Raw genomic sequence first — 22,698 nt, 5'->3', positions numbered from 1 at the left:
CGAGCAGCAGCGGGTGCTGAAGGTAGCGGGACGGGCACTGAATCCGAGACCGGAGCAGCAGCGTCGCGCTGCGCGGCTGGCGATGGTACTGGAGGGTGTGCAGCGTTTGCACCGGATGGCGAAGCTGCGCCCGACCGTCGAGCAGGATCCCGCAGACATTCGCACCGTTCTCGCCGGCTACGTCCTCGACTTGGGCTCGGGTTCGGCCTCCTATGCGGGACAGGACGGCGGCAAACTGCTCGAACTCGGCCGGCGTGCGGCGAGGCGAGAGCAGACTCACTTCTCTCCACGGGATCCAGTAACTCAGCGCAGCTGTGGCTGGAGGCCGACTCGAGTCTGGGTCGGACCCTGCTGGAGGACGGTGTACCGGTCCTGCTGGAGCCGGGAGCGTCAGCAGCCGACTGGGTGGTCACCGGATGGCGGGTCTCCCTGGAGGTGGACGAACCGAGCACGCTTGTCCACCGCGCGGCGTACGCCTGGCTGGACGCGGCCGCGCGGTCGGACCAGGGGACGTGCGAGCAGGTCATGGACACTCTGGTGGACGCTGTCCACAAGGTTCCGGTCACATCGCTGCGTGGCCAGCGCCACCTGAGCCTGTTCCGTCTGAGCGAGCACTGGACGATCAAGGGAACAGCTCTGGACGAGACGGCCCGGCGCCGGCTGCGCACACAACTGCAGGCGCGTGCCCAGGAAGCCGATCCCCATAGCCCCGACTTCGGAAGATGGGAGCAGGAAGCTGAGGGTGCTTAACCTCTGGCCGGTTAGGCGGGGCGTGCTGGACACGGAGTTCACCGTGGCCAGCGCTGACGACGGCTACCGGTTCCGCGTCCAGTCCCACGGCAGGTGGCGTCGCGTCGGCAGGCACCAGGCACCGGCCGACGCTGCCGCCTGCCATCTCGTCGACCTGGTGGCTCCCTTAGCGGCGGTGTGCCCCATTCTCGCGCCGACCGAGCTGGAGCACCGCGTCAATCGGTCCCTGGGTCGGCCTGCCGCCGTCGACGGGAGCGGGGTACGACTGTTGTGGGCGACGGTGCACGTTCACGTCGACCCACAGGACCTGCACGACGCGACCATGGCCCTCCGCGACCGGGCCGAGGCCCGTCGCCGCTTGCGCGAGCAGCGCCTGCGCCTGGAACAGGCGGTCGCGGTCCGGGACTTGTTGCGCGAGGACCCCACGCTCGCCGCCGCCATGATGCTGGCGGAGAGTCCCGCAGACGTCGGCGAGCACACGGTGGCCCTGGTCAAGCAGTTGGCGGAGGTGGTGGCCGCGCACTCGCCCGGTTCCACGTGGGTCGCCACCGCCCGCCTGCTGGAGGTGGCGTTCGGGACGCTGCCAGCCGAGGCGCGGACGTACGCAGTGGACAGCATGTGCACCGCGCTCGCGGAGTTCACCGCGACGATCGAAACCGGAGCCGCGCTGCGGAGCGCGCACGGTTCCGCGTCTGGCCCGGAGGTGGGCGACTTGCGGGACGTGAGCTGACTTTGGCGGGGCGGACGCCCGACGCGAACTGAGCGATAGTTCCAGCCACTAACGGCCCGGGCGCAGTCGCCCGGGCTGAGTTTGTGGTGGCTGCGACTGTGCGGGGGAGCTGCCTCGGGTGGCCTCGGAATGTCAGCAGTGGATGCGATGATATGTGCCCATGGGCGTTCTCTATGGCTACTTCGCCTCGGCCATGCCCGTCATGGCATTCGACAACTCGTCGCTCGACGTGGCGCGCAGCTGAACGGGATTCAAGGACACCATAATGTCGGCGTTCAACCCCAGTTCCGGCGGTCGTCAGGCGGGGTCGATGCCTCGCGTAGCGCCGCCCAGGCGTCCGCCGAGCTGGCAGCCGAGTCGGCCAGGTCTCGGTAGAACTGTTCCTCAATGCTTCCGGGCAGGCATGTTGCTGCCAGTTTCCGCGCCCGGGCGTGCACCTCAGCCTCGGCGGCGAACGGCCCTCCGGCCATGCTGCGGCGCCCGCTATGGACGCCGACGTCAATGAGTGCAGACTGCACCAAGGCTAGGCTCTCCGGGCCGCACCGGTCGGCTGCGCGCAGAATGCGGCGGACGGCGTCGGTGTTCCACGCAAGCTCCTGCGGCGCGCCTCGCAGCATGACCGCCACCACCTGCATCTTCGCCGGGTCCGGGTGGTCGACATAGTCGTAGATGACCTTCAACGTCTGCGCATCGAACGGCCCCGCGACCAGCGCGAACAATTCGCTGCCCAAGTAGGCGCGCCACGCTGATCCGGGAGCGGCGGCCAGCCACTCGCGGACCTGTCGCAGCAGTTCGGGAAGCTGCGTACTCTCGCGGAACGGCAGGGTCGTGTGCCAGACGTGAGGCAGTGGCGTGAACTCCGCCGGCCGGTCCTGCTCGGCGAGTTCCACGCGGCGCTGGAGTACCTTGACGACGCTACCCGGGTCTGTAAGCGTAATCTGCATCAGGAGCTGGCCGGTCTCGTAGTCCTCGATCGAGGAACAGGCAGCGAGTGCCCGCAGTACTGCTGTCTTCTGCTGCTCGGGCAGCGACGCCCAGGACAGTGTGGCGTACGGCTGCGGTCCGAATGCCAGCGCGATCTGATGCAACCCGGTGTGCGGAAGTGCTGCGAACAGCAGCTCGACGGCGAGCTCCTGGTGCCCGGCGGTGGCCAGGTAGCGCGCGGCGCCGACCGCTGCGCCTGCGACGACGGGGTCGCTGTCACCCGCAAGGGCTTTGAGCAGGTCGGCCTCGCCGGGCAGCAGGGTGTTGCGCCCGCGCTGCAGCCCGACGGCGTGCGCCACCTGCCGGGCCAGTTCGACGTCGTCGTCGGCAAGCCGCCGGCCCAGTTCGACCGTTTCGGGCTGTCCGGCCTGGCCCATAGCACACAGCGCGATCGACACCAGGGGACGCAGCGGGCTTTCGGGTTCGGCTGCGGCGTGCGTGCAGAAGCCCGGGCCCAGCGAGGGCCGCTTGGTGATCAGCTCCCAGATGAAGGGGCGAGACCGGCCGGTATCGGGGCCGAATACCGCGCGCTCATCGCGCAGCAGTGCGTTGATCTGGTGGGTGACCTGCTTGTCCGGCCAGTCGGCGATGCCGGACACGGCGTCGGTGAACAGGCGTTGCTGCAGCTGGTCCCGAACGGCCAAATCGGGGTTGTCGACTGGGTTGACGGGTCCGCCGTGAAGGGCGCGGGCCAGCCGGTGTTTCGCGGTCGTCGGCATGTCCTTGGTGATGGCCTGGGCGCGGCGGCGCAGTTGCTCGGGCCCGTATTCACCGGTCCACTGGAGGTAGCCGCGGACGGCAACAAGCATCGTGGGGCCCAGCGAGTGTTCGGTGAGGAAATCGTGCAGGCGTTGAAGCACTTCGGCGAAGTGTAGTGACCAGTCCTGCTGCAGCTCTTCGCTGATCGTCAAGCCGAAGCCGGCGGGGGCGAGCGTGAACGCGGCCCCGATGAGGCCAGCTGCCTCGGCGGCCCAGTCCGGGCGGTCGCCGCCCAGCTGTTCGAAGGCGAGGTCGAGGACGGCGGAGCGCAGCTCGAGGACTTGCGGCGTGGGGATCAGGGCGTAGGGCCGGAAAACCAGGGTGCCTGGTGTCCACTGCTCATCGTGGCCGCTGGTGGCCAGCAGCGGTCCCAGCACCATCAGCGGGCTGCTGATCACGGTGCCCTGATCCCGGTTCAGCCAGCGGTCAACCAGTCCCACCAGCGTCCGCTGGTACCAGGTCGGGCCCTGACGGGTGAAGGACGCCAACTCCTCGAGCACGCGCCGGGGGTGGTCGGGGAACCGGTGGGGCTCGCGCCCGTCACCGGCCGCCAGAGTCCACAGCAGCTCGGCGGCTTTCGGGAACAGCTCGGAGTACCAGGCAATCGGGCGCAGGACCTGTGCCAACGCCTGACGGACGTCGTCGTCGGTGAAGGCGTGGGTGAATCCGAACCCGATATCCTTGCTGGCCGGCTCCGCCGGGTGCGCCATCGCCCACTGCACCAGCTGCAGGGACCGGCGCGGCTGGTAAAACGCGATCTTGGCGACCAATTCCAGGGTGGCGGCGCGGTCGGCGGCATCGCTGTCGCGGAACGCGGCCTCCACCAGCTCCCACAGCGGCTCGATCAGGCCGGAGCCGTTCGGGCCGCTGCCCGCGGCTTGCCAGTCGACCCGCCCGGCGTTGACGATCAGGTTCCGGACCGCAGCGCCCTGCGCTGCACTCAGCGCCTTGTCCAAGTACCCGGTCGGCACCTCCGCTCCACGGTGGCGGGCCGCCCGGCTCAGCAGCGCGTCGCCCAGTAGGTCGGGCACTACACGCACGGTAGCGCCGCGGCGCAGCACCAGCCCGGCGTCCTCCAGGTCCGACACAAGTGGCCCGGTCTGGGCGAAGTCCAAGCCGGTCAGCTGCTCCAGGGAGGTGCGGGTCTGCGCATCGGACAGATCGACCGGCTGGTAGGCAGCCAGCGCGGTGAGCACGTTCCGGCGTGCCGGACTGTCGGCTTCGGACTGCGCGGTCAACGCTTCGGCGAGGTGGTCGATGAGCTCGGCGTGCAGCCGCTGATCGTCCTGGAATCCTTCCGGGTTCAGCTCTCCGCGGTTGACCAACGCGGCCCCGGTCGTGATCAGCAGCGGGCAGTCCGAAGCGGCGGCGGCCAACTGCGGGCCGAAGTGACGCAACGACTCCTCCAGCACTTCACACGCGAGCTCCGTCGCGGCCTCCAGATCCAGCCCTGGAACCTTCACCTCCGGCGTGTCGGCGCTGTGAAAGCCGACGCGGCGCAGCTCGGCGCGCACGTACGCGACCCCATAGGGTCGCAGCGACACCAGGATATTCGCCTGCGGGTTCGCCTTTTGAACGCCGGCGACGACCCTGCCCAGCGGGACGTTCTCGTCGTGGGCGTCGTCGATGATGACCAGCAGGGCGCCGCTGGGCAACTGCTCGAAGGACTCGGGCTCGACCTCGGCGTCGGGCTCCAGAATCCGGACGGCGACTTTGCCCGCGGCAGCGCGACGGCACACCTCCGTCAACACCTTCGTCTTTCCCGAGCCTCCGAGGCCGGTCAACAGCCTGATGCTGCCCCGGCTGCGGGCAGCGAATCCGGCGAGGGTGTCGACAGCGTCGGGGGAACCTACCAGGCGCCAGCGGTGCGTGTAGATGTTGTCGGTGTACCAGCGGTCGATGTACTGCCGGTCGCCCAGCCAGGGGCCGGGGCGCACGACGCCGAGGAAGTCGGTCAGCATCAGGGGGAAGAACTGCCTGACGATGGGGATCGCGCGATCCAAGCCTAGGTCGCGCACTTTGCGCGACAGATCGTTCCGGTCCCATAGCTCCCAGCCTGGATGCTTGCGCATCTCCTTGCGGGCGTCCGGGCTGGCGATCCGGGACAAGGCAATGACTGAGACGCCGACCGGCTCGGCCCCCTCCTTCGCGGCGGCCTTACGGACCTCGTCGACGGCATCGGCGACCTTCTTCGGCCCGAACTGCGCCTCGCGCTTGCACTGCACCCCGACCACTAGCGCGCCCGAGGATTCGACGTGCACGTCGTACCCGCCTTGCGTGTGTCCGGTCTTCCCGATCCTGCTGACGAACGTCCCAGGATAAGAGGCTGCTACGAGGTTGGCGATGAACTCCTCGAAGTCCTCCGGGCTCAGCCGATCCAACGGCAATTCGCCGACCAGGGCACGCCCCGGATAGACAGGCTCAGCGCGCACTGCCCCCGCCGCGGCTGGGTCGCGCAGCCCCAGTACAGCACGCACCCGGTCCCGGACGGCGTCGTCCGGCTCGGCCGCGCCCCTCTCCCAGTTGCTCACCGCGCGCTGGCTCATACCGACGCGCTTGGCGAGGTCCGCCTGCTTCCAGCCATGCGCAAGCCGCGCCTGTCGCACCACCGCACCAAAGCCCAGTTCCGTCACGCCAGTACCGTAGCACTCCATATGCTACGGTCATTGAATGTCGATTGTGGTCGCGGAGCAATCGGTCGCTAATAGCCTTATCTTCCGACACGTCCGGACCTGAGACGACGTTGCCAGCGGTGGAGCAGGACGAGGGGTTTGTTCATGACCAGGCTAAAGCTCGACAAGCACGAACGGGTGCTCGGCTCGTTCCTGGCAGGCGGCACCTACGGCAAGGTGTTCCTCGCCGAGTCCACTGACGGCGACCCGTTCGCGACCAAACTGATCGCGAACGGCCCGGCACCAGCCGCGAGCTGCTGTTCGACGGGGCGGGCAAGCGGAACGTCATCCCGATCATCGACAGCGGCATGTACGGCAACGATTACGCGATCGTCATGCCGCGCGCCGACAAGTCGTTGCGCAAGCACCTGATGGACGCCGGCGGCGCGCTTCCGCTGGAGGAGTGCGTGAAGGTCCTGACGGACGTCGTCACCGCGCTCGCCGACCTTGAGGGCGACTCGTGCACCGCGATCTGAAGCCGGAGAACGTGCTGCTGCTGAACGCCACGTGGCATCTAGCCGCCGTCCACCCCCAGCGCCGGGCGATGGAAACCCAGATCAACGCCCTGCTGGAGGGCCTCCCTCTTTCGCATGTCCTGACGTCGATGCCCGGCGTCGGCGTCAGGACCGCTGCCGTCCTGCTGGTCACCGTTGGCGACGGCACCAGTTTCCCCACCGCCGGACACCTGGCCTCCTACGCCGGACTCGCGCCGACGACAAAGTCGTCGGGCACCTCGATTCACGGTGAACACGCACCCCGAGGCGGAAACCGGCAGCTCAAACGGGCCATGTTCCTGTCCGCCTTCGCCTGCATGAACGCCGATCCCGCCTCCCGCGCCTACTACGACAAGCAACGAGCCCGCGGCAAGACCCAAACCCAAGCCCTCCTCCGCCTCGCCCGCCAACGCATCGGCGTCCTGTTCGCGATGCTCCGCGACGGCACCTTCTACGAATCCCGGATGCCGAAGGACCTCGGGCTCGCCGCATAAACCAGCAACCCCGAACCACCCCAAACCCGACAGGGGTGCCTTGACGAAAGACATAGAGGCACCCCCCAGACGGGCGATGTCTGCATCGGACACATGGCGGAATATCAGCCCTGGCCCGGAAGCCGGTGGCATCGACAGAGTGAGACCGTCGGCTAGGCGCTCGATGGCGACGTCGTCACGGATCTCGATGCCTTGGGTGGCGGCGTCGACTGACGCGCGACTGGTCAGTGACCAGGCGATGGCGTCGTCGTGCGGCAGCACCTTGAGCAGTAGGAAGCTGTCACCGGTCGCGGGGGCGAGGACCACGCCGCGGTAGAACCCGTCGATGCGGATGGTCTTGAGCCGCGGGTCCCGACCGTGGCTGAGCTTCTCCAGGTGTTGCCCGGTGGCCGAGGAGTGCTCGAATTTGTCCCGAGCCTCCGCGACCAGCTTCTGGACAGGCCATTCCAGGACCACGAACTCCTTGACGAAGTCGCGGTGCAAGCCGAGCGTCGGCATGACCATCCCCTCCCAGTGCCTGAGGCGGCAGAATACGCTTTCGAAGGTGCAGCTGGTTTTGCTGCTGAGGGAGGGGCCAGGCCGGTGCCGGACTTGTAACTGCTCGGCGTTGCGGACCGGGTAGGGCACTGGGAGCAGGGGTTCTGTCAGTGGCGGATGCCAGGCTGCGATACAACTGATCGCTATCGGCCTCGGCGCCGGTTTCAGAGGTGTGGGCGCCCATCCGTAGCGATCAACTCGCGGAGGCCGGCTGAGGGGTGGCCGACCAGCTTCGCCGTACCTCGGGGAGGCACAAGCACGTGACAGGATATGTAGGGAACGACGGGCGATTCGGGAGCGGAAGTTGTCACAGGTGAGTACCGGAGACCTCCGCGAGGGCGACCTGCTCGTGCAGGACGTCGAGGTACCGACCGTGGGCCAACTTGTTACGGTGCGTAACCGGAACTGGGTGGCAACGGCGGTCGAGCGGTCCTCGATCGCGGCTGAGCAGCCGGGAAGCCCTCTGCTCGCGGAGGCGCAGCACCTGGTTTCCCTGGTGTCAGTGGATGGGGATGCCGGCGACGAAGAGCTCCGCGTCCTGTGGGAGCTGGAGCCCGGCGCCACTGCCCGTGAGCAGCACGCGCTGCCCAGCCCTGCGGGCGGGTTCGACGACCCTGCGAAGTTGGACGCCTTCCTGAACGCGGTGCGTTGGGGTTCGGTGGCGACGGCGGACAAGACGTTGTTGCAGGCCCCGTTCCGCTCTGGGGTCAAGCCCGAGGACTACCAGCTTGACCCGGTGGTGCGGGCGCTGCAGATGCCGCGCACAAACCTGCTGATCGCGGACGACGTCGGCCTCGGCAAGACCATCGAAGCCGGGCTTGTGATGCAGGAGCTGATGTTGCGGCATCGGGCGCGAACGATGCTGATCGTCTGCCCGGCTTCACTCACTCTTCAGTGGCGCGACGAGATGCGGGACAAGTTCGGCCTGAAGTTCAAGATTGTGGACGCGGAGCTTCTGAAGGAGCTGCGCCGGTCCCGTGGGCTCTACGCGAATCCGTGGACGCACTACCCGCGGTTGATCGTCTCGATCGACTGGCTGAAGCGCGATCGCCCGATGGCGCTGCTGCGCTCGGTCCTGCCGGCGGTGCCCCAGTACCCGCGTGCCTTCGACCTCCTCGTTGTCGATGAGGTGCACACCTGCGCGCCCTCCGGCTCGGGGAAGTACGCCGTCGACTCGCAGCGCACGAATGCGATCAAGACCCTGGCCCCGCACACCGAGCACCGACTGTTTCTCTCGGCGACCCCGCACAACGGCTACCTGGAGTCCTTCACCGCGCTGCTGGCCCTGCTCGACAGCCACCGCTTCGCTCGCACCCTGGTGCCCTCGGAGGAGGCCAAGGCTCAGGTGATGGTGCGCCGGCTGAAGCGGGATCTGCCGCCGAACTGGGACGGCAGCCCGCGATTCCCCGACCGAGACCTCGATCACCCGTTGGAGGTCTCCTACGACGCCGGCACGCGCGACGCCTACGCGAAGCTCAACCGGTATGCGGAGTCCCGCCGCGAGACGATCTCCGGGCAGTCGGCATTCGCGGGCATCGCGCCGAGTCGCGCTGCTGACTTCGTCGTCACCCTCCTCAAGCGCCGTTTCCTGTCCAGCCCGAAGGCCTTCGCCAACACGGTGGACACCCACCTGAAGACAATGCTCACCCGCGAGAACTGCAACGACACTGAGCGTGACCACGACCGCGGCGCGTATACGGCAGCCGAGAAGGTCCTCGCACAGATGATCGGGCAGTTGGACGAGACGGCCGAGGACGACGAGGCATTCGCGACGGCGGCGCAGGAGGCCCTGGTCACGGCTCGCCGGTTCGCTCCGCCGCTGACTCCGCTCGAGAAGCAGATGCTGGAGGACCTCCGCGACTGGGGAGACCGCAACGCGGAGCAGTCGGACGGGAAATTCGCCGCGTTCCTCGGCTGGCTGCGCGATATCGTCCAGCAGAACGGCGCCGACGGCTCGACCGGCTCCTGGAACGGTGAGCGGGTCATCGTGTTCACCGAGTACCGCGACACCCAGCGCTGGTTGTACGAGCGTCTGATCGGGGCCGGAGTCCCGAACGAGGCCATCGCACAGCTCTACGGCGGCCAGGACAAGGACGACCGCGAGCGGGTCAAGAACGTCTTCCAGGACGACCCGGACATCGACCCTATGCGGATCCTGCTCGCCACCGACTCGGCAAGCGAGGGCATCAACCTGCAGAACCACTGCCATCGGGTGCTGCACTGGGAGATCCCCTGGAACCCTAACCGCCTCGAGCAACGCAACGGCCGGGTGGACCGCCACGGCCAGACCGCGTCGAAAGTCGAGATCGTGCACTTCGTCCCCGAGGGCTGGGACCGGGAGCGCGAAGAGGACACCGGCTTCACCGAGGGCACGCTGGAGGACGCCATGGCGTTCCTCGGCGTCGCGGTGCGCAAGGTCGACCAGATCCGAACCGACCTCGGCAGCGCCGGAGAGGTGATCGCCAGCCAGGTCGAGCAGAAGATGCTTGGCAGGCGATCCAGTTGGCAGACCACCGACCGGGAGATCAAGAACCGGGCCGGCAAGGCCGTGCTGAAGATCGAACGGAATCTGGCGCACGATCTGCAGGAGGCGCAGGAGCAGCTGACCCGAACCCGCACCGAACTGAACCTGAATCCGGAGACGATCGAGCGGGTAGTGCGCACCGCGCTTCGTTTGGCCCATAACAAGGACCTGATCGATACTCCGTCGCCCAAGGGCGTCGGCGCGCGCTGCTTCAAGCTCCCGGAGCTCAAGGAGGGGTGGGCGCAGGCTCGTAACGACGGACTGCGGCACCCGGTCAGCGGCAGGCAGCGCCCGGTCACCTTCGACCAGGACTACGCCGGACGCACCGACGTCGTCCTGCTGCACCTGAACCACCGCCTGGTTGACCTGTGTCTGCGTCTGCTTCGCGCTGAACTGTGGTCCCAGGGCGACGAACCCGGTGCCCACCTGACCCGTGTCACCGCGCGGATCGTGCCCGGCGACCTGCTGCGTAACCCGGCCGTCATCGCACACGGCCGGGTCGTCCTCACCGGAAACCGAGGCGTGCGCCTGCACGAGCAGATCGCCCTCGCCGGCGGGATGATCGAACACGGCAAGCTGTCCGTGGAGAAGAACGCGGACGTGTTGGAACACTGGCTAGCCGCTGCGTCGGAGGACGCGCCGCCGTCAGAGTTCCTCGACCGGCTCACCGGGATGTGGGGTGCGCTGGAGGCCCCGCTCGGTAAGGCGCTGAAGAACGAGTCCGACAAGATCGCGCGCAAGCAGGGAAAGGTACTGGACAAGCGCTGCGAGGAGGACGTCAAGGCCATGCAGTCGGTCCTGACCGAGCTCGAACGCAATATTCGCGAATCCCTGAACACGAATGCGCTGTGGCACCAGGACTCGCTGCTGAGCGTAGACACGGAACGCGAACAGCTCCACAAGGACCACACGGAGCTGGAGACGCGGCTCGCCGCCATTCCGGCGCAGCTCGAATCCGAGTCCGAAGCCCTGCGCCACCGCTACGCGAACCCGGTCGCACGCCGCTTCCCCGTGGCGGTCACCTTCCTCGTCCCCGCCTCGCTGACTGTCGCCGGCACCCACACGAACCAGGCAGGCCGCTGATGCCCCCGCATGCCCTCATCCCGAAGACCGTGCAGCAGACTCCGATCGAGCAGCACGCCGAATGGCTCAACCTGCTACGCCCGGACGGCCCGTTCCTCTCCGCCAAGGTCCTCGCCGAGGCGTTCCCGCAGGGCATCGACGCTGTCGAGACCCCCGTGCGGAAGCGGATCCGGCAGGCATGGGCCGAACTGCAGGGCGACCCGGCGACCCTGTGCTCCGTCTGGCAGCACCTGGTCCTGGAGGAACTGCTCGGCTACCGGGGCCAGGCACTGCGCCAGGGCTCCCTGCTGCCCCGCGAGTTGGCCCAGGTCGGCGGCACCGCCCCGGACGCGTTGCTGATGGGGCCGCCCGATCCGACCAGCGGCCTACCCGGCGCGGCCGAACGTATCCTGATCTACCGCCGTCCCTGGGACGAATCCCTAACCCGAGCCAAGAAAGGCCTGCCGTCACTTGCCGAGCAGGCCGCGGAGCTGTGCCGCCGTCGTGCGGTCCCACTCGCGCTGCTCACCAACGGCAGCCTGTGGGTCCTGGTCCACGCCCGGCCCACGATGCCGACATCGGTGGCGGTCTTCGACGCGGACACCTGGTTCGAGGAGCCACTGCTACTGCGGGCCTTCGCCTCACTGCTCGGTGCACACTGCGCCGCGATGCCCGCCAAGGACCGTGAAGGCAGGGACAGCGACGCCCTCGCCGCCCTGTTCACGCGCACGGCGGACGACACCACCGCCGTCACCAAGACTCTCGGCAAGCAGGTCCGTGCTGCCGTCGAGCTGCTGGTCGCGGAGCTGTCGCGGCTTGACCGCGAAGCCGGCGGCACCGTGCTGGCGGGGGTCGCCCCGCGCACGGTCTACCGGGCGGCACTGACCGTCATGATGCGCATCGTCTTCCTGCTGTACGCGGAGGAGCAGGGGCTGCTGCCCGCAGGCGACGAGCTGTACGCCGACTCCTACTCGGTCACCAAGCTCTACGACCGGCTCGACCAGGACGACGCCGACATCGCCGACCGCTGGAAGGCCGCCTGGCCCACACTGCTCGCCACCTTCCGGGCGGTCCACGGCGGAGCCAGCCATCCGGACATGTGGATCCCGGCGTACGGCGGATCACTGTTCGACCCGAAGCGGTTCGCGTGGCTGGAGCGGCTGAAAGTCACGGACCGGGTCGTCTTTGCCATGCTCGACGCGCTGATCAAGCTCAAGCGCACCACGCCGGCCGGCAAGGTCACCTCGACGGAACGACTGTCCTATAAGGGCCTGGACGTCGAACAGGTCGGTCATGTCTACGAAGGTCTCCTCGAACACTCGGCCATCCTGCTGGAGGAGACACGCCTGGGCCTTAAGGGGAAGGCGGGGGTCGACGCCAAGCTCACTGACCTCGAAGCCTGGAACGAGGCCGGTCGTCTTCAAGCGGAAGTCACCACGCTCGCTGGAATGACGGCGACACAGTTCACCAAGGCGCTCGCGATCTCACCGACCGGCGGCGACATCGGCAAACTCGACGCAGCCTGCGACAATGACGCCGACCTCGCAGCACGGGTCCGTCCGTTCTTCGGTCTGCTGCGCTCCGACCTGCGCGACGAGCCGATCGTTCACCCTGCGGGGACGGTGATCGTCACTCAAGTCGGCGACCGACGCGACTCCGGCACCCACTACACCCCGCGCGCCCTCGCGGAAGAGATCGTGCTGCATACGTTGGACCCGCTGTGCTTCTCGCCCGGCTCACCCGACGGCATCCCGCGACCCGCAGACGGCACACAGCCGCTCGAATGGCGAGTGCGCCCCGCCTCGGAGCTCCTGGCACTGAAGGTACTCGACCCCGCGATGGGGTCCGGCGCGTTTCTGGTCTCCGCGTGCCGGTACTTGTCCGAACGCGTCGTAGAAGCTTGGGAGCGCGACGGGATTCCGGACGCGATCGCCTCGCGCCTCGGCGAGCAGCGCGAGGACCGCGACGCCCTGCTCCTCGAAGCCCGCCGCATGGTGGCCGACCGGTGCCTGTACGGCGTGGACGTCGATGAGATGGCGGTGGAGCTGGCCAAGCTGTCGTTGTGGCTGGTCACTCTCGCGAAGGGTCGTCCGTTCAACTTCGTCGACCACGCGCTGCGGTGCGGGGACTCACTTATCGGCTGCCTGACGGCAGATCAGATCGAAGCTTTCCATCTCAGCCCGAGCGAAGGCTTCCGCCTCAACGCCCGCCTCAGCGGAGAAATCGATAAGCTGACTGGTCCCCTGCTCTCGCGAGCTGCAAAATTGCGGCGCGATATTGAAGAGCACGAGGTCTCCGACATCCGGGACGCCCGTGCGAAGGCTGCGAAGCTTGCTGAAGCTGAAGCGTTGACCGGGCAGCTTCGTCTTGTTGCAGATGCTGTTGTCGCTGCCAAACTGTCGACAGCGACGACTAGGTCTAATGATGCCTATAGTGATCGCCTCACGTCTATTGCAGACCTTGTTGAGCGAGCTCTTCGAGGTGATAATGCCGCAGAAGTTGAGGCGCGTTCAATCATTGATGATTGGCTACTGGGCCCGATTGGCAGCCCTCGTACCTCACCTTTGCGTCCGCTCCATTGGCCCCTTGAGTTCCCCGAGATTATCTCCGAATCAAGCCGTGGTGGCCGCCGCTTTGATGCGGTAATGGGCAATCCTCCCTTTTCTGGCGGAGTGCAGACTAGTGCTCGAATTGGAAAGGATGGCCTCAATTATATTGGACAGGTGATCGCCAGGGGGAATGGCTCTGGCGGGCGAGCTGATCTCTGTACATACTTTCTTTTGCGTAACATGGAGCTCGCACCACTTGGTCGAGAGGGAATAATTGCAACAAATTCCATCGCGCAGACGGATTCCCGTGAAGTGGGACTGGATCGAATGGACTCGCAGGGCTTGAAGATCGGGCGTGCCGTGAAATCTATGGCATGGCCGGGGGAGGCCGGTGTGCATGTCTCTCTGCTGTGGGTCGGCAGGATCGGGTGCGGAGAGAAATATAATCTTGACGGTTATCCAGTGCGCGGAATTTCTCCAAGTCTCACTGTGCCATCGCGCGTTATTGGAGCCTCGCGCAAGTTGGCGGAGTCCATCGGGCAGGCATCAGTGGGCTGTCAAGTGACTGGTGCGGGTTTCATTCTCGACGAGATTGATTTTCGGCGCTTGGTTGCGAAGGATCCTCGGAATAGCGCAAGGATCCTCCCGTTTCTAAACTCTGACGAGATCAACAATAGGCCAGATATGACCGCAGTCAGATGGGTAATCGACTTTGGAGTCATGTCCCTTGAGGAGGCGCAAGGATTTCCAGACCTCCTTGCCCAGGTTGAGGCGGATGTCCGCCCTGACCGTCCGGCATGGTGGAGATTTCATAGGCCACGCCCCGAGCTTCGAACATCTATTTCTCGCCACAGTCGCATTCTCGTAATTGGCCTTCATAGTAAGTACGGACTTCCGGTCATCGTGTCAAATGGGCAGGTTTTCTCGCACGCTCTATGTGTTTTCTATACTTCCGACGTTGTGGCGATGCTTGCTGTGCTGACTAGTACGTGGAACTTCAATTGGTGGACTGTCAAGGGTGAATCGACGATCAAGGGTGACCCGCGCTACACCCCCTCTGACGGTTTTGATACCTTCCCGAAGCCGGAGCTGACCGCGCGCATCCGCGCCGCCGGCGAGGAGCTGGACACCTACCGTCGCCACGTCCAATTGACCCGGTCACCCCAGCTCGGTATGACCGACCTCTACAACGAGGTCCACAACCCGGCGAACGTCGACGCCGACATCCAGCGCCTGCGTGAGATTCACGTCGAGATCGACGAGGCGGTGTCCGAGTCCTACCTCGCGCACCCGCTCGCCGCTCAGTTCGACTGGACGCCGCTCGCCCTCAACTACGGCTTCCACGAGACCGTCCATGGCCAACGCTGGACCGTCCACCCGGACGTCCAGATTGAGATGAACGACCGCCTTCTGGAGCTCAACTTCGCTGTCTACGACGATGAACTTCGCCGAGGTCTCCATAACAAGAAGGGGAAGGGCTCGGCCAAGCCCAAGAAGACCACTGCCCCCAAGCCGACCGCGGATCCCGGCGACGACATGCTTTGGTAAGCCCTGATCACTGCTGGACGTCACGAGTCGTCCACGTCGTGCTGGCGATCCACCCGGGTTGTCAGTGCCGCGTTCTATCGTGGTGACCCATGAGCGACATGTTGCCCTCCGGTCCGTCGAGTGATCCGATCCTGGCCGTCCCGTCCCTGGGCGCCATCCGCGATGAGGTGGCCGAGTTCGTCGTGCGGGACCTGCTGGGGCCGGTCGGTGGCGATCTGGAGGAGGTCGCTGACTCTCCGACGGACTGGTACATGCTCGGGCGGCTCGCGCCGAACGGGACCGTGATCGTGCCGGAGGAGTTGGACGCCTCGCTCGGCGACAGTGAACTGCCCGGCGCGGATGAGGGGTCGCCGGATCCGAACGCGCCGAACGTGCCCAGTCTGACCCCGTCGTCGATCGGGTTCACCGCGCGGGTGCGCGGCGACGCCGCCGGGCTGGAGGTAACCGGGACGTGGGCGCGCTACGTCCGCAGTCACTCGACGGACCCGAGCATCGAGAGGCTGATCTGGCGGCGCGAGCCGCACACCGGCAGCGTGCCGGTGAAACTCGTCGAGGGCCGAGTGGAGCCGGTCGTGCTCGACCACGATGACCCGAAGGTGGTGCTGCGCGGTCGGGTACGGCGCTACCAGGACGACTGGCTGGTGACGCTCTTCCTGGTCAACGGCACGGAGACCGATTCCAACTCCGCGCTTCACTGGGTGTTCCAGGCCGAGGTCTCGGCGACCGGCCCTGACGGTGCGCCAGTGTTCCTGCCCCGGCACGAGCCCGGCTCCGGCGGCGACGTCGCCGACCGGGGCGAGCAGCGCCGGTTGGCGATGGCTTACCGCTTCAGCCCGGAGTTCGCGGTGGGGCACGGGTCGGGGGTGCATGCGACGGCCGACAGCACCGACCCGATGACCGCAGTCGCGGTGCAGACCAAGGCCGCGCCGGAGTACGACATCCCGCACACCGACGCGCCGTCGTTCGACAGTGACCCGGACCTGCCTGAGTTGGCGGATCTGCTGGTCGATATGAAGGTGCTGGCTGAGTGCGAGCCGGACCAGTTGAGAGCGGGGCTGATGCCGCTGGTGGTTGGCTATCGGGCCTGGATAGGGCGGGCCAGAGCGCGGGTCGGCCAGGACGGCCAGCACCTCGACGAGTACGTCGATCAGGCCGCAGAGACGCTGGACCAGGCCGAGCACGCCGCGAAGCGGATCGAGGCCGGGATCGAGCTGATCCTCGGGGACGAGGACGCGCTGGCTGCGTTCCGCTTCGCGAACAGTGCGATGCATCTGCAGCGCGTGCACACCCGGGTCGCCGCCTCCCGGCGCCGGGACGGATCCCAGGACACTGATGCGGTATTCCTTGTTGAGGACGTGCCGGCCAACCGGTCCTGGCGCCCGTTCCAGCTCGCGTTTCTCCTGCTGAACCTGCCTGCGCTGACCGACCCGGGGCACCGTGAGCGGTCCACCGGCGCCACGGCGGTGGCGGACCTGCTGTGGTTCCCCACGGGTGGCGGCAAGACCGAGGCGTACCTCGGTCTGACCGCGTACACCCTGGCCATTCGTCGTCGGCGGCCGGCCCTGGGGGGCCTGGACGCCGTCCACGGGGTGGCCGTCCTGATGCGCTACACACTCCGCCTGCTGACGATCCAGCAGTTCCAACGCGCCACCGCGCTGATCTGTGCATGCGAGGTGCTGCGCCGTCAGGACGAGGCGTGCTGGGGCGAGGAGCCGTTCCGGATCGGGCTGTGGGTCGGCGGGAAGGTCTCCCCGAACTCGACCGACAAGGCCGCGGACTGGGTCAAGGACGTACGAAGGGCCAGTGGCCGTCCGAACCAGAACAACGGCACCCCGTACCAGCTGACCAGCTGCCCCTGGTGCGGAACGAAGATCGAGAAGGGGCGGGACATCGAGGTCGACAAGACCCTGCGCCGTACCCGCATCCGCTGCCCGGAGCTGTTCGGCTGCCCCTTCGGCGGCGGCGACCCGAATGGGGAGGGACTGCCGGTTGTCGTCGTCGACGAGGAGATCTATCGGCTGCTGCCGAGCCTGGTGATCGCGACCGTTGACAAGTTCGCGCAACTCGCCTGGAACGGACGCACCCAGGCCCTGTTCGGGCGGGCCTCGCGGCACTGCTCCCGGCATGGCTACGTCACGCCCCAGACCGCCGACGAGGATTGGGAGGCGAGCAGCCACAACGCCGAGGGCCGCTATCGCGCCGCGACCATGACCGCCGCCCGGCAAGTGCGTCCGCCGGACCTGATCGTGCAGGACGAGCTGCACCTGATCTCCGGCCCGCTCGGTTCGCTGACCGGCCTGTACGAGGCTGCCGTCGACAGGTTGGCCACCTGGGAGTACGCGCCGGGCAAGACTGCGCGGCCGAAGGTGATCGCCTCGACCGCCACTGTCCGGCGTGCCGAGCGGCAGATCCATGCGCTGTTCGACCGGCGTACGCAGGTGTTCCCGCCGCAGGGCCTGGAGATCGGCGACAGTTTCTTCGCCCGGCAGCGGCCCACCGAGTCGCATCCGGGCCGCCGCTACATCGGGATCTGCGCCCAGGGGGTGCGCACCAAGTCCACGATGATCCGGGTGTACGTCGCGGTTCTCGCCGCGGCGCAGACTGTGCACAAGAAGTACGGCCGAAACCCGGTGACCGACCCCTACATGACGCTGGTCGGCTACTTCAACAGCCTGCGCGACCTCGGCGGCATGAGGCTGTCGGTGGAGGACGACGTCTCCACCCGACTGGAGCGGATCAACGAGCGCGGCCTGTCGCGGCGTTACGAACTACGCCTTGAAGAGCTCACCTCGCGCCTCACCTCTGAGAAGATCCCGGACATCCTCCAGCAGCTGGAGTACACCTTTCCTCGGGCCGGCAAGCTGACGCCGATCGACGTACTGCTGGCGACCAACATGATCGCCGTCGGAGTCGACGTCTCCCGGCTCGGCGTCATGACCGTGGCCAACCAGCCCAAGTCCACCGCGGAGTACATCCAGGCCACCAGCCGCGTCGGCCGGGCCGCACCAGGGCTGGTCTTCACCGTGTTCAACTGGGCCCGCCCCCGCGACCTGTCCCACTACGAGACCTTCGAGCACTTCCACGCGACCGTGTACCGGCACGTCGAAGCCCTCTCGGTCACCCCGTTCGCCGAGCGTGCCATAGACCGCGGTTTGACCGGGGTACTGGTCGCGCTGGCCCGCAACCTTGAGTCCGGCGACAACGGAAATCTGGGCGCGCAGACTTTCGACACGCACAGCCGCAATGCCGACCACATCGTCCGCTATCTGGAACGCCGCGCGGGCGAGGTCTCCGGCGACCGGGCGGTGGCGACCAGGGTGCGGGAGGAGCTCGACAGCATCCTCGACCTGTGGGCGCGCGAGCAGCGCCGCCCGGCGACCCGACTCGTCTACGACGCGAAGGGCAAAGCCGACGACATCGTCGGGCTGCTCCACAGTCCGGATTCCGGGCAGTGGAAACGCACAACCTGTCCGACCTCGCTGCGCGAGGTCGAGCCCGGCATCCGGCTGGTCCTGCGTACCGCGCCGGGCAGTGCCGACGACCATGAGCACCATCCGTTCCTCCCGCGCCCGACCCCGGACGCCGACGGACCCGAAGGGGGCCTTTCGTGACCAGCGCCGTAAACACAGCGCGTCCGGCAAGCGACCTGCGGGTCGGGGAGCTGAGGCCCAGTCAGCTGCTGCACACCTACGGCGTCGGCGCGGTCGCAGACCTGCCGAACCTCTCGGTGATGATCCTCGGGCTGGATGACTGGGAGCTGGAGCAGGCGGCGATCGTGCCCGAGGAGCGGTTGCTCGCGGCTGTGCGCACCAAGCTCGGTCCCCAGGTCCAGCACCTGCGAATGCCGCCCTACACGCCGGAGGACCCGAACGACTTCAGCGGTGCCTGGTCCCGGATCGGTGTCCCGGTCGCGGTGTTCCCGGGCTGGCTGCGTTGCACCGACAACCGGTGCAACCGGCTCTCACCGGCCGACTCCGGGCTCTTCCACTTGCTGCCCAACAGCTTTGCGCCGGACCAGACCCGGTTCGTTCACTCCTGTCGCGATACCGGTCGCAGGCGGCCGACCGCGGTGCCGGCCAGGTTCGTCTCCGCCTGCCCGGCCGGCCATGTGGACGACTTTCCATGGATGTACTTCGTCCACCGTGGCGCACCCTACGGGAACGACCACACTCTGAAGCTGGTAGAGCGCGGTACCACCGGTGAGGCCGCCAACATCTTCGTCGAATGCTCTTGCGATGTGAACGCCCGGTCCATGGCCGAGGCCATCGGCATCCGCAGCGAGCAGGTACTCCCGGCCTGCCGGGGCCGCCACCCGCACCTGGGGACCTTTGAGCCCTGCACCGAGCAGACCCGGACCATGGCGCTGGGTGCGACCAACGGCTGGTTCGCCATGCAGCTGAGGGTCTTCTCCCTCCCGCACGCCGACAACCCGGTGGACAGTGCCGTCGCCGAGCACTGGGCAGGGCTGCAGATACTGGCGCAGCTGCCGCGCGAGACCGCGCGGTTGGTCCTGCCGACCCAGGTGATGTGGCCGCAGTTGGAACGCTTCGGCGCCGACGAGGTCCTGGACGCGATGGCCCGACGCCAGAGTGAAGGACCCTCCGGCGCAGCCGTGGCCGACGACGCACTCGATATCGCCGGGCCGGAATGGAACGCCTTCACCGGCACCCCCCAGAACCACCCCGACTTCAGCGTCAGTAACGAACCCGTCCCGGCCCCGCACCACGGCTGGCTGACCCAGGTGCGGCTCGTGAAGCGCCTGCGCGAGGTCTCCGCGCTGTACGGGTTCAGCCGGATCGACGCCCCCGAGTGGGGTTCTGCGACCAGCGGAGGCATGGCCTCGGAGGAGAACCGCGCACCCCTGTCCGCAGCGGCGCCGTTCTGGGTCCCGTGCGCGGAGACGCGCGGCGAGGGGATTTTCCTTCGATTCGATGAGAGACGGCTCGCTACTTGGGAGCAGGACCCGAATGTCATCCGGCGCACCCGGACGCTGATGAAGGCCCACGAGAAGTGGTGCGACCAGCGCCGTACCGACGCGCCCTGGCCGGGCATCCGCTATCTGCTGTTGCACACCTTCTCCCACGTCCTGATCCGGGAGTTCGCTCTCGAGTGCGGGTACGGTGCCTCCGGCATCGGCGAGCGGATCTACGCGCGCGAGGGCGCCGATCCGATGGCCGGGATTCTGCTCTACACCGCCGCCCCCGACAGCGAGGGCACGCTCGGCGGCCTGGTGAGCCTCGGCGAGAGGAACCGCCTCGGCACGTTGATCGACCAGGCGCTCGAAGCTGCCCGGTTGTGCGGCTCGGACCCGCTGTGCGCCGACCACGACCCGGCCGCCCATGGCCGCCTGCACGGTGCCGCTTGCCATGCCTGCTTGTTCGCCGCTGAGACCTCCTGCGAGCGGGGCAACCACTTCCTGGACCGCGAACTGCTCGTGGAGACGTTCAGCGGTCGGCCGGGCGGATTCTTCGCGACCCCGGCATGAGCGGCCATGGCAGCTCCGAGGCCGTGCTCAGTCTCCCCGAGGTACTCTCCGGGCTCGTCGCCGCGCTCCCGGAGACCTACCTCACGGCCTTGGTCAACGTCCTGCCCTCAATAGCCGGACCGGATGGAAGCGCCCAGGCCCGGCTCACCGCCGCACACCCGGGCGCGGGACTCAGTCCGCGTATCGCACTACTACTGGCCGCGTGGAGAACAGCTGTTCCACAACCATCGGGTGCTGCACTGGCTCTGGCCCTTGAAGCCGCCAGCAACCGATACGAGCAGGACATCGCCGCTCACCACGTGGACATCGTCGTCTCCGGACCCGTGAGTGACGCAGTACCGATCAGGCTCACCGCCTCCGTCGCGATCGAGGTCATCCGGGCTGCCACTCGCACGCTCCTGGTGACCAGTTACACCGCGTTCGGCGTCCAGGAGATCGTCAGTGAGATTGAGGCGGCCGCGAACCGCGGCGTCAGCGTGGACCTGGTCCTGGAGACCGCCCGTGCCTCCGGTGGCAGGCTGCACGGGGCCAGCGACGGCCGCTCCGCGTTTCAGGACCTGCGCTTCCACCCGGATGTCCACCTGTGGCAATGGGCCAGCAGCGAGCGCCGCGGCTCCGGTGGCAGGCACGGCAGTATGCACGCCAAGGTCATCGCCGCCGACCGGACCACCGCCCTGCTCGGCAGCGCGAACCTCACCGACAACGCCTACAACGACAATTTGGAGATCGGTGCCGTCGTCCGCGATCCAGCTGCCGTCGCCGGCCTGGTCGACCACTTCGCGGCACTGATGCACGCAGCAGACGCGCCACTGATCCGCCTGCCCTGGATCCCACCGCCAGCTTCATAGAACTGTTGGCACCAGAGCGAAGCCAATGCTTCTCCCACGGAAACAAGGAGGAACATGCCTCGAAAGTCCCAGTACTCCAGGACGACTACAGGCCAGGATATTGGCCTTCCGCCGATTCCCGACGGCGGAGAGGAGGAAGCGCTCCGGAACCTCCGGGAGTGGCTCGACGGCCTCACCGACCACCCGCTCCTCCGGCATTGCCGCCCACCAGCCGAACTAGTCATCCCCGTCGGAGTGCCCTACGCATGGTGGAGATCACCGATCTTGACCACGCTTGACACCATGATCGAGATCTTGGAGAGAGCTGCGCCCGACGGCCTCCACGACCTGCGTCGCCGCTTCCAAGAGCCTAGGGAGACGAACCCGGCCGGCCGTGGCGACTTCTACAACCTCCGTGCAGAGATGGCTGTCGCGGCAAGCTTCGCCGAGGCGGGTCTGGACTTCGCAGTCAACACACAGGCGGGGCCCGACCTACTGATCGACGCACCTTCGGGGCGGCGCGTCGGCGTAGAGATCAGCCATCGGGGCCCCGATGCACTGGGCAGCATCGCCATGGACGTCCTGGCCCGCCTGAATGAGCTTCTCCTCGACATCAAGGTCAGCCTCATGGCCGAGGAATGCGCTCCGGCGAGCATCAGGACTCCCCAGCGTAGGCAGCTTGCGGATGCGATCGTCGAGGCGGCCGAGAAAATGGTGGACGAGCCGTTCGTTTTGGTGCGTTCCGCTGTCGTCCCTGACCGTCCAGAGCGCGACGTGCCGCCACTCGTGGTCCGTGTGCAGATCACGCCGCTCCCCATGGGAGCAGGGGTGGAGGTGGTGTCCTCCATGACGTCCGGCGCGCAGCACACCCTTGACGCTGTGGCCGCCGTGGCCCAGCAGCCGTTGCGCAGCGAGCAGAAGCGAGCCCAGGCGCGACGGATGCCGACTCTCTTGATCGCCGATATCACCCATCTCGACGGTACCGCGAAAGCTACGATCGACCGTTGGCCGTCCGCCTTCGCCTCCGAGTGGAATCCAGAGGACCCGTTCGTGGCGCTGGCAGCGATGCACTGCCCGCTGAACCATCTGACGCCCTGCATGGCGACGTCGATCAACCCACACGCGGATCCACTCGTAGCCGCTGACGTGACCAGGTCCTTGAAGCCCGTCGCCGGGCTCCTTCGGTGGCCACCGATGCAAGCTCCGCACTGGCAGCGGGACGGCGTCCCTGCCGGCCCCTGAACCTACAGAATCCCTTCCGACCATCGCTGTCCCTCCCGGTA

At 67.2% G+C, this 22,698-nt stretch carries 10 protein-coding genes and 1 pseudogene; 10 read left to right on the top strand and 1 reads right to left on the bottom strand.

From position 1 onward, the window contains the following. Positions 1-405: 405 nt before the first annotated feature. Positions 406-750, top strand: coding sequence for a hypothetical protein (locus tag GXP74_RS29945; RefSeq protein WP_182454346.1), 345 nt, complete (start codon positions 406-408; stop codon positions 748-750). A gap of 22 nt (positions 751-772) precedes the next feature. Next, the gene (locus tag GXP74_RS29940) at positions 773-1,480 is read left to right on the top strand and encodes a hypothetical protein (RefSeq protein ID WP_182454345.1); all 708 of its coding nucleotides are present in this window, start codon (positions 773-775) and stop codon (positions 1,478-1,480) included. Between the two features lie 275 nt (positions 1,481-1,755). On the opposite strand, the gene GXP74_RS29935 is transcribed toward GXP74_RS29940, so the two are convergent. Further along, positions 1,756-5,856 (bottom strand): helix-turn-helix domain-containing protein, encoded by a 4,101-nt coding sequence (locus GXP74_RS29935; RefSeq protein ID WP_182454344.1) that lies wholly within the window; start codon positions 5,854-5,856, stop codon positions 1,756-1,758. A 347-nt stretch (positions 5,857-6,203) separates the two neighbouring features. Here GXP74_RS29935 and GXP74_RS29930 point away from each other — a divergent pair, with 347 nt between their 5' ends. The 8 genes and pseudogenes from GXP74_RS29930 (at position 6,204) to GXP74_RS29895 (ending at position 22,657) form a co-directional block, all read left to right on the top strand. Beyond that, positions 6,204-6,371: a hypothetical protein gene (locus tag GXP74_RS29930; RefSeq protein WP_182454343.1), complete on the top strand. Its 168-nt coding sequence runs from the start codon at positions 6,204-6,206 to the stop codon at positions 6,369-6,371. A gap of 38 nt (positions 6,372-6,409) precedes the next feature. Then, a pseudogene (locus tag GXP74_RS29925) lies at positions 6,410-6,883 on the top strand (transposase); the annotation flags it as partial. Positions 6,884-7,733: 850 nt separating this feature from the next. Then, positions 7,734-11,027, top strand: coding sequence for a DISARM system SNF2-like helicase DrmD (gene drmD / locus GXP74_RS29920; RefSeq protein ID WP_225448300.1), 3,294 nt, complete (start codon positions 7,734-7,736; stop codon positions 11,025-11,027). A gap of 29 nt (positions 11,028-11,056) precedes the next feature. Next, a complete protein-coding gene (locus GXP74_RS29915) occupies positions 11,057-15,103 on the top strand; it encodes a DNA methyltransferase (RefSeq protein ID WP_225448299.1) in 4,047 nt (1,348 codons plus the stop codon). 89 nt (positions 15,104-15,192) lie between these two features. Next, positions 15,193-18,714, top strand: coding sequence for a DISARM system helicase DrmA (drmA, locus tag GXP74_RS29910; protein ID WP_225448298.1), 3,522 nt, complete (start codon positions 15,193-15,195; stop codon positions 18,712-18,714). Further along, a complete protein-coding gene (gene drmB / locus GXP74_RS29905; RefSeq protein WP_225448297.1) occupies positions 18,711-20,588 on the top strand; it encodes a DUF1998 domain-containing protein in 1,878 nt (625 codons plus the stop codon). Before drmA ends, drmB begins: the two co-directional genes overlap by 4 nt. Beyond that, positions 20,585-21,436 (top strand): DISARM system phospholipase D-like protein DrmC, encoded by an 852-nt coding sequence (gene drmC / locus GXP74_RS41130; RefSeq protein WP_225448296.1) that lies wholly within the window; start codon positions 20,585-20,587, stop codon positions 21,434-21,436. The genes drmB and drmC overlap by 4 nt, the downstream gene beginning before the upstream one ends. Before the next feature lie 54 nt (positions 21,437-21,490). Beyond that, positions 21,491-22,657 (top strand): hypothetical protein, encoded by a 1,167-nt coding sequence (locus tag GXP74_RS29895; protein WP_182454340.1) that lies wholly within the window; start codon positions 21,491-21,493, stop codon positions 22,655-22,657. Positions 22,658-22,698 lie beyond the last annotated feature (41 nt).

Source organism: Streptacidiphilus sp. P02-A3a, from assembly GCF_014084105.1.
Lineage (GTDB): Bacteria > Actinomycetota > Actinomycetes > Streptomycetales > Streptomycetaceae > Streptacidiphilus.
Note: the sequence above shows the minus strand (reverse complement) of the source record. Positions and strands in the feature narration are given on the sequence as shown.

What these genes read in the sequence shown, in the direction of transcription:
- GXP74_RS29930 (WP_182454343.1), top strand. Translation starts at nt 6,204, where the DNA reads ATGTACGGCAACGATTACGCGATCGTCATGCCGCGCGCCGACAAGTCG.
- drmA (WP_225448298.1), top strand. Translation starts at nt 15,193, where the DNA reads ATGAGCGACATGTTGCCCTCCGGTCCGTCGAGTGATCCGATCCTGGCC.
- drmC (WP_225448296.1), top strand. Translation starts at nt 20,585, where the DNA reads ATGAGCGGCCATGGCAGCTCCGAGGCCGTGCTCAGTCTCCCCGAGGTA.
- GXP74_RS29895 (WP_182454340.1), top strand. Translation starts at nt 21,491, where the DNA reads ATGCCTCGAAAGTCCCAGTACTCCAGGACGACTACAGGCCAGGATATT.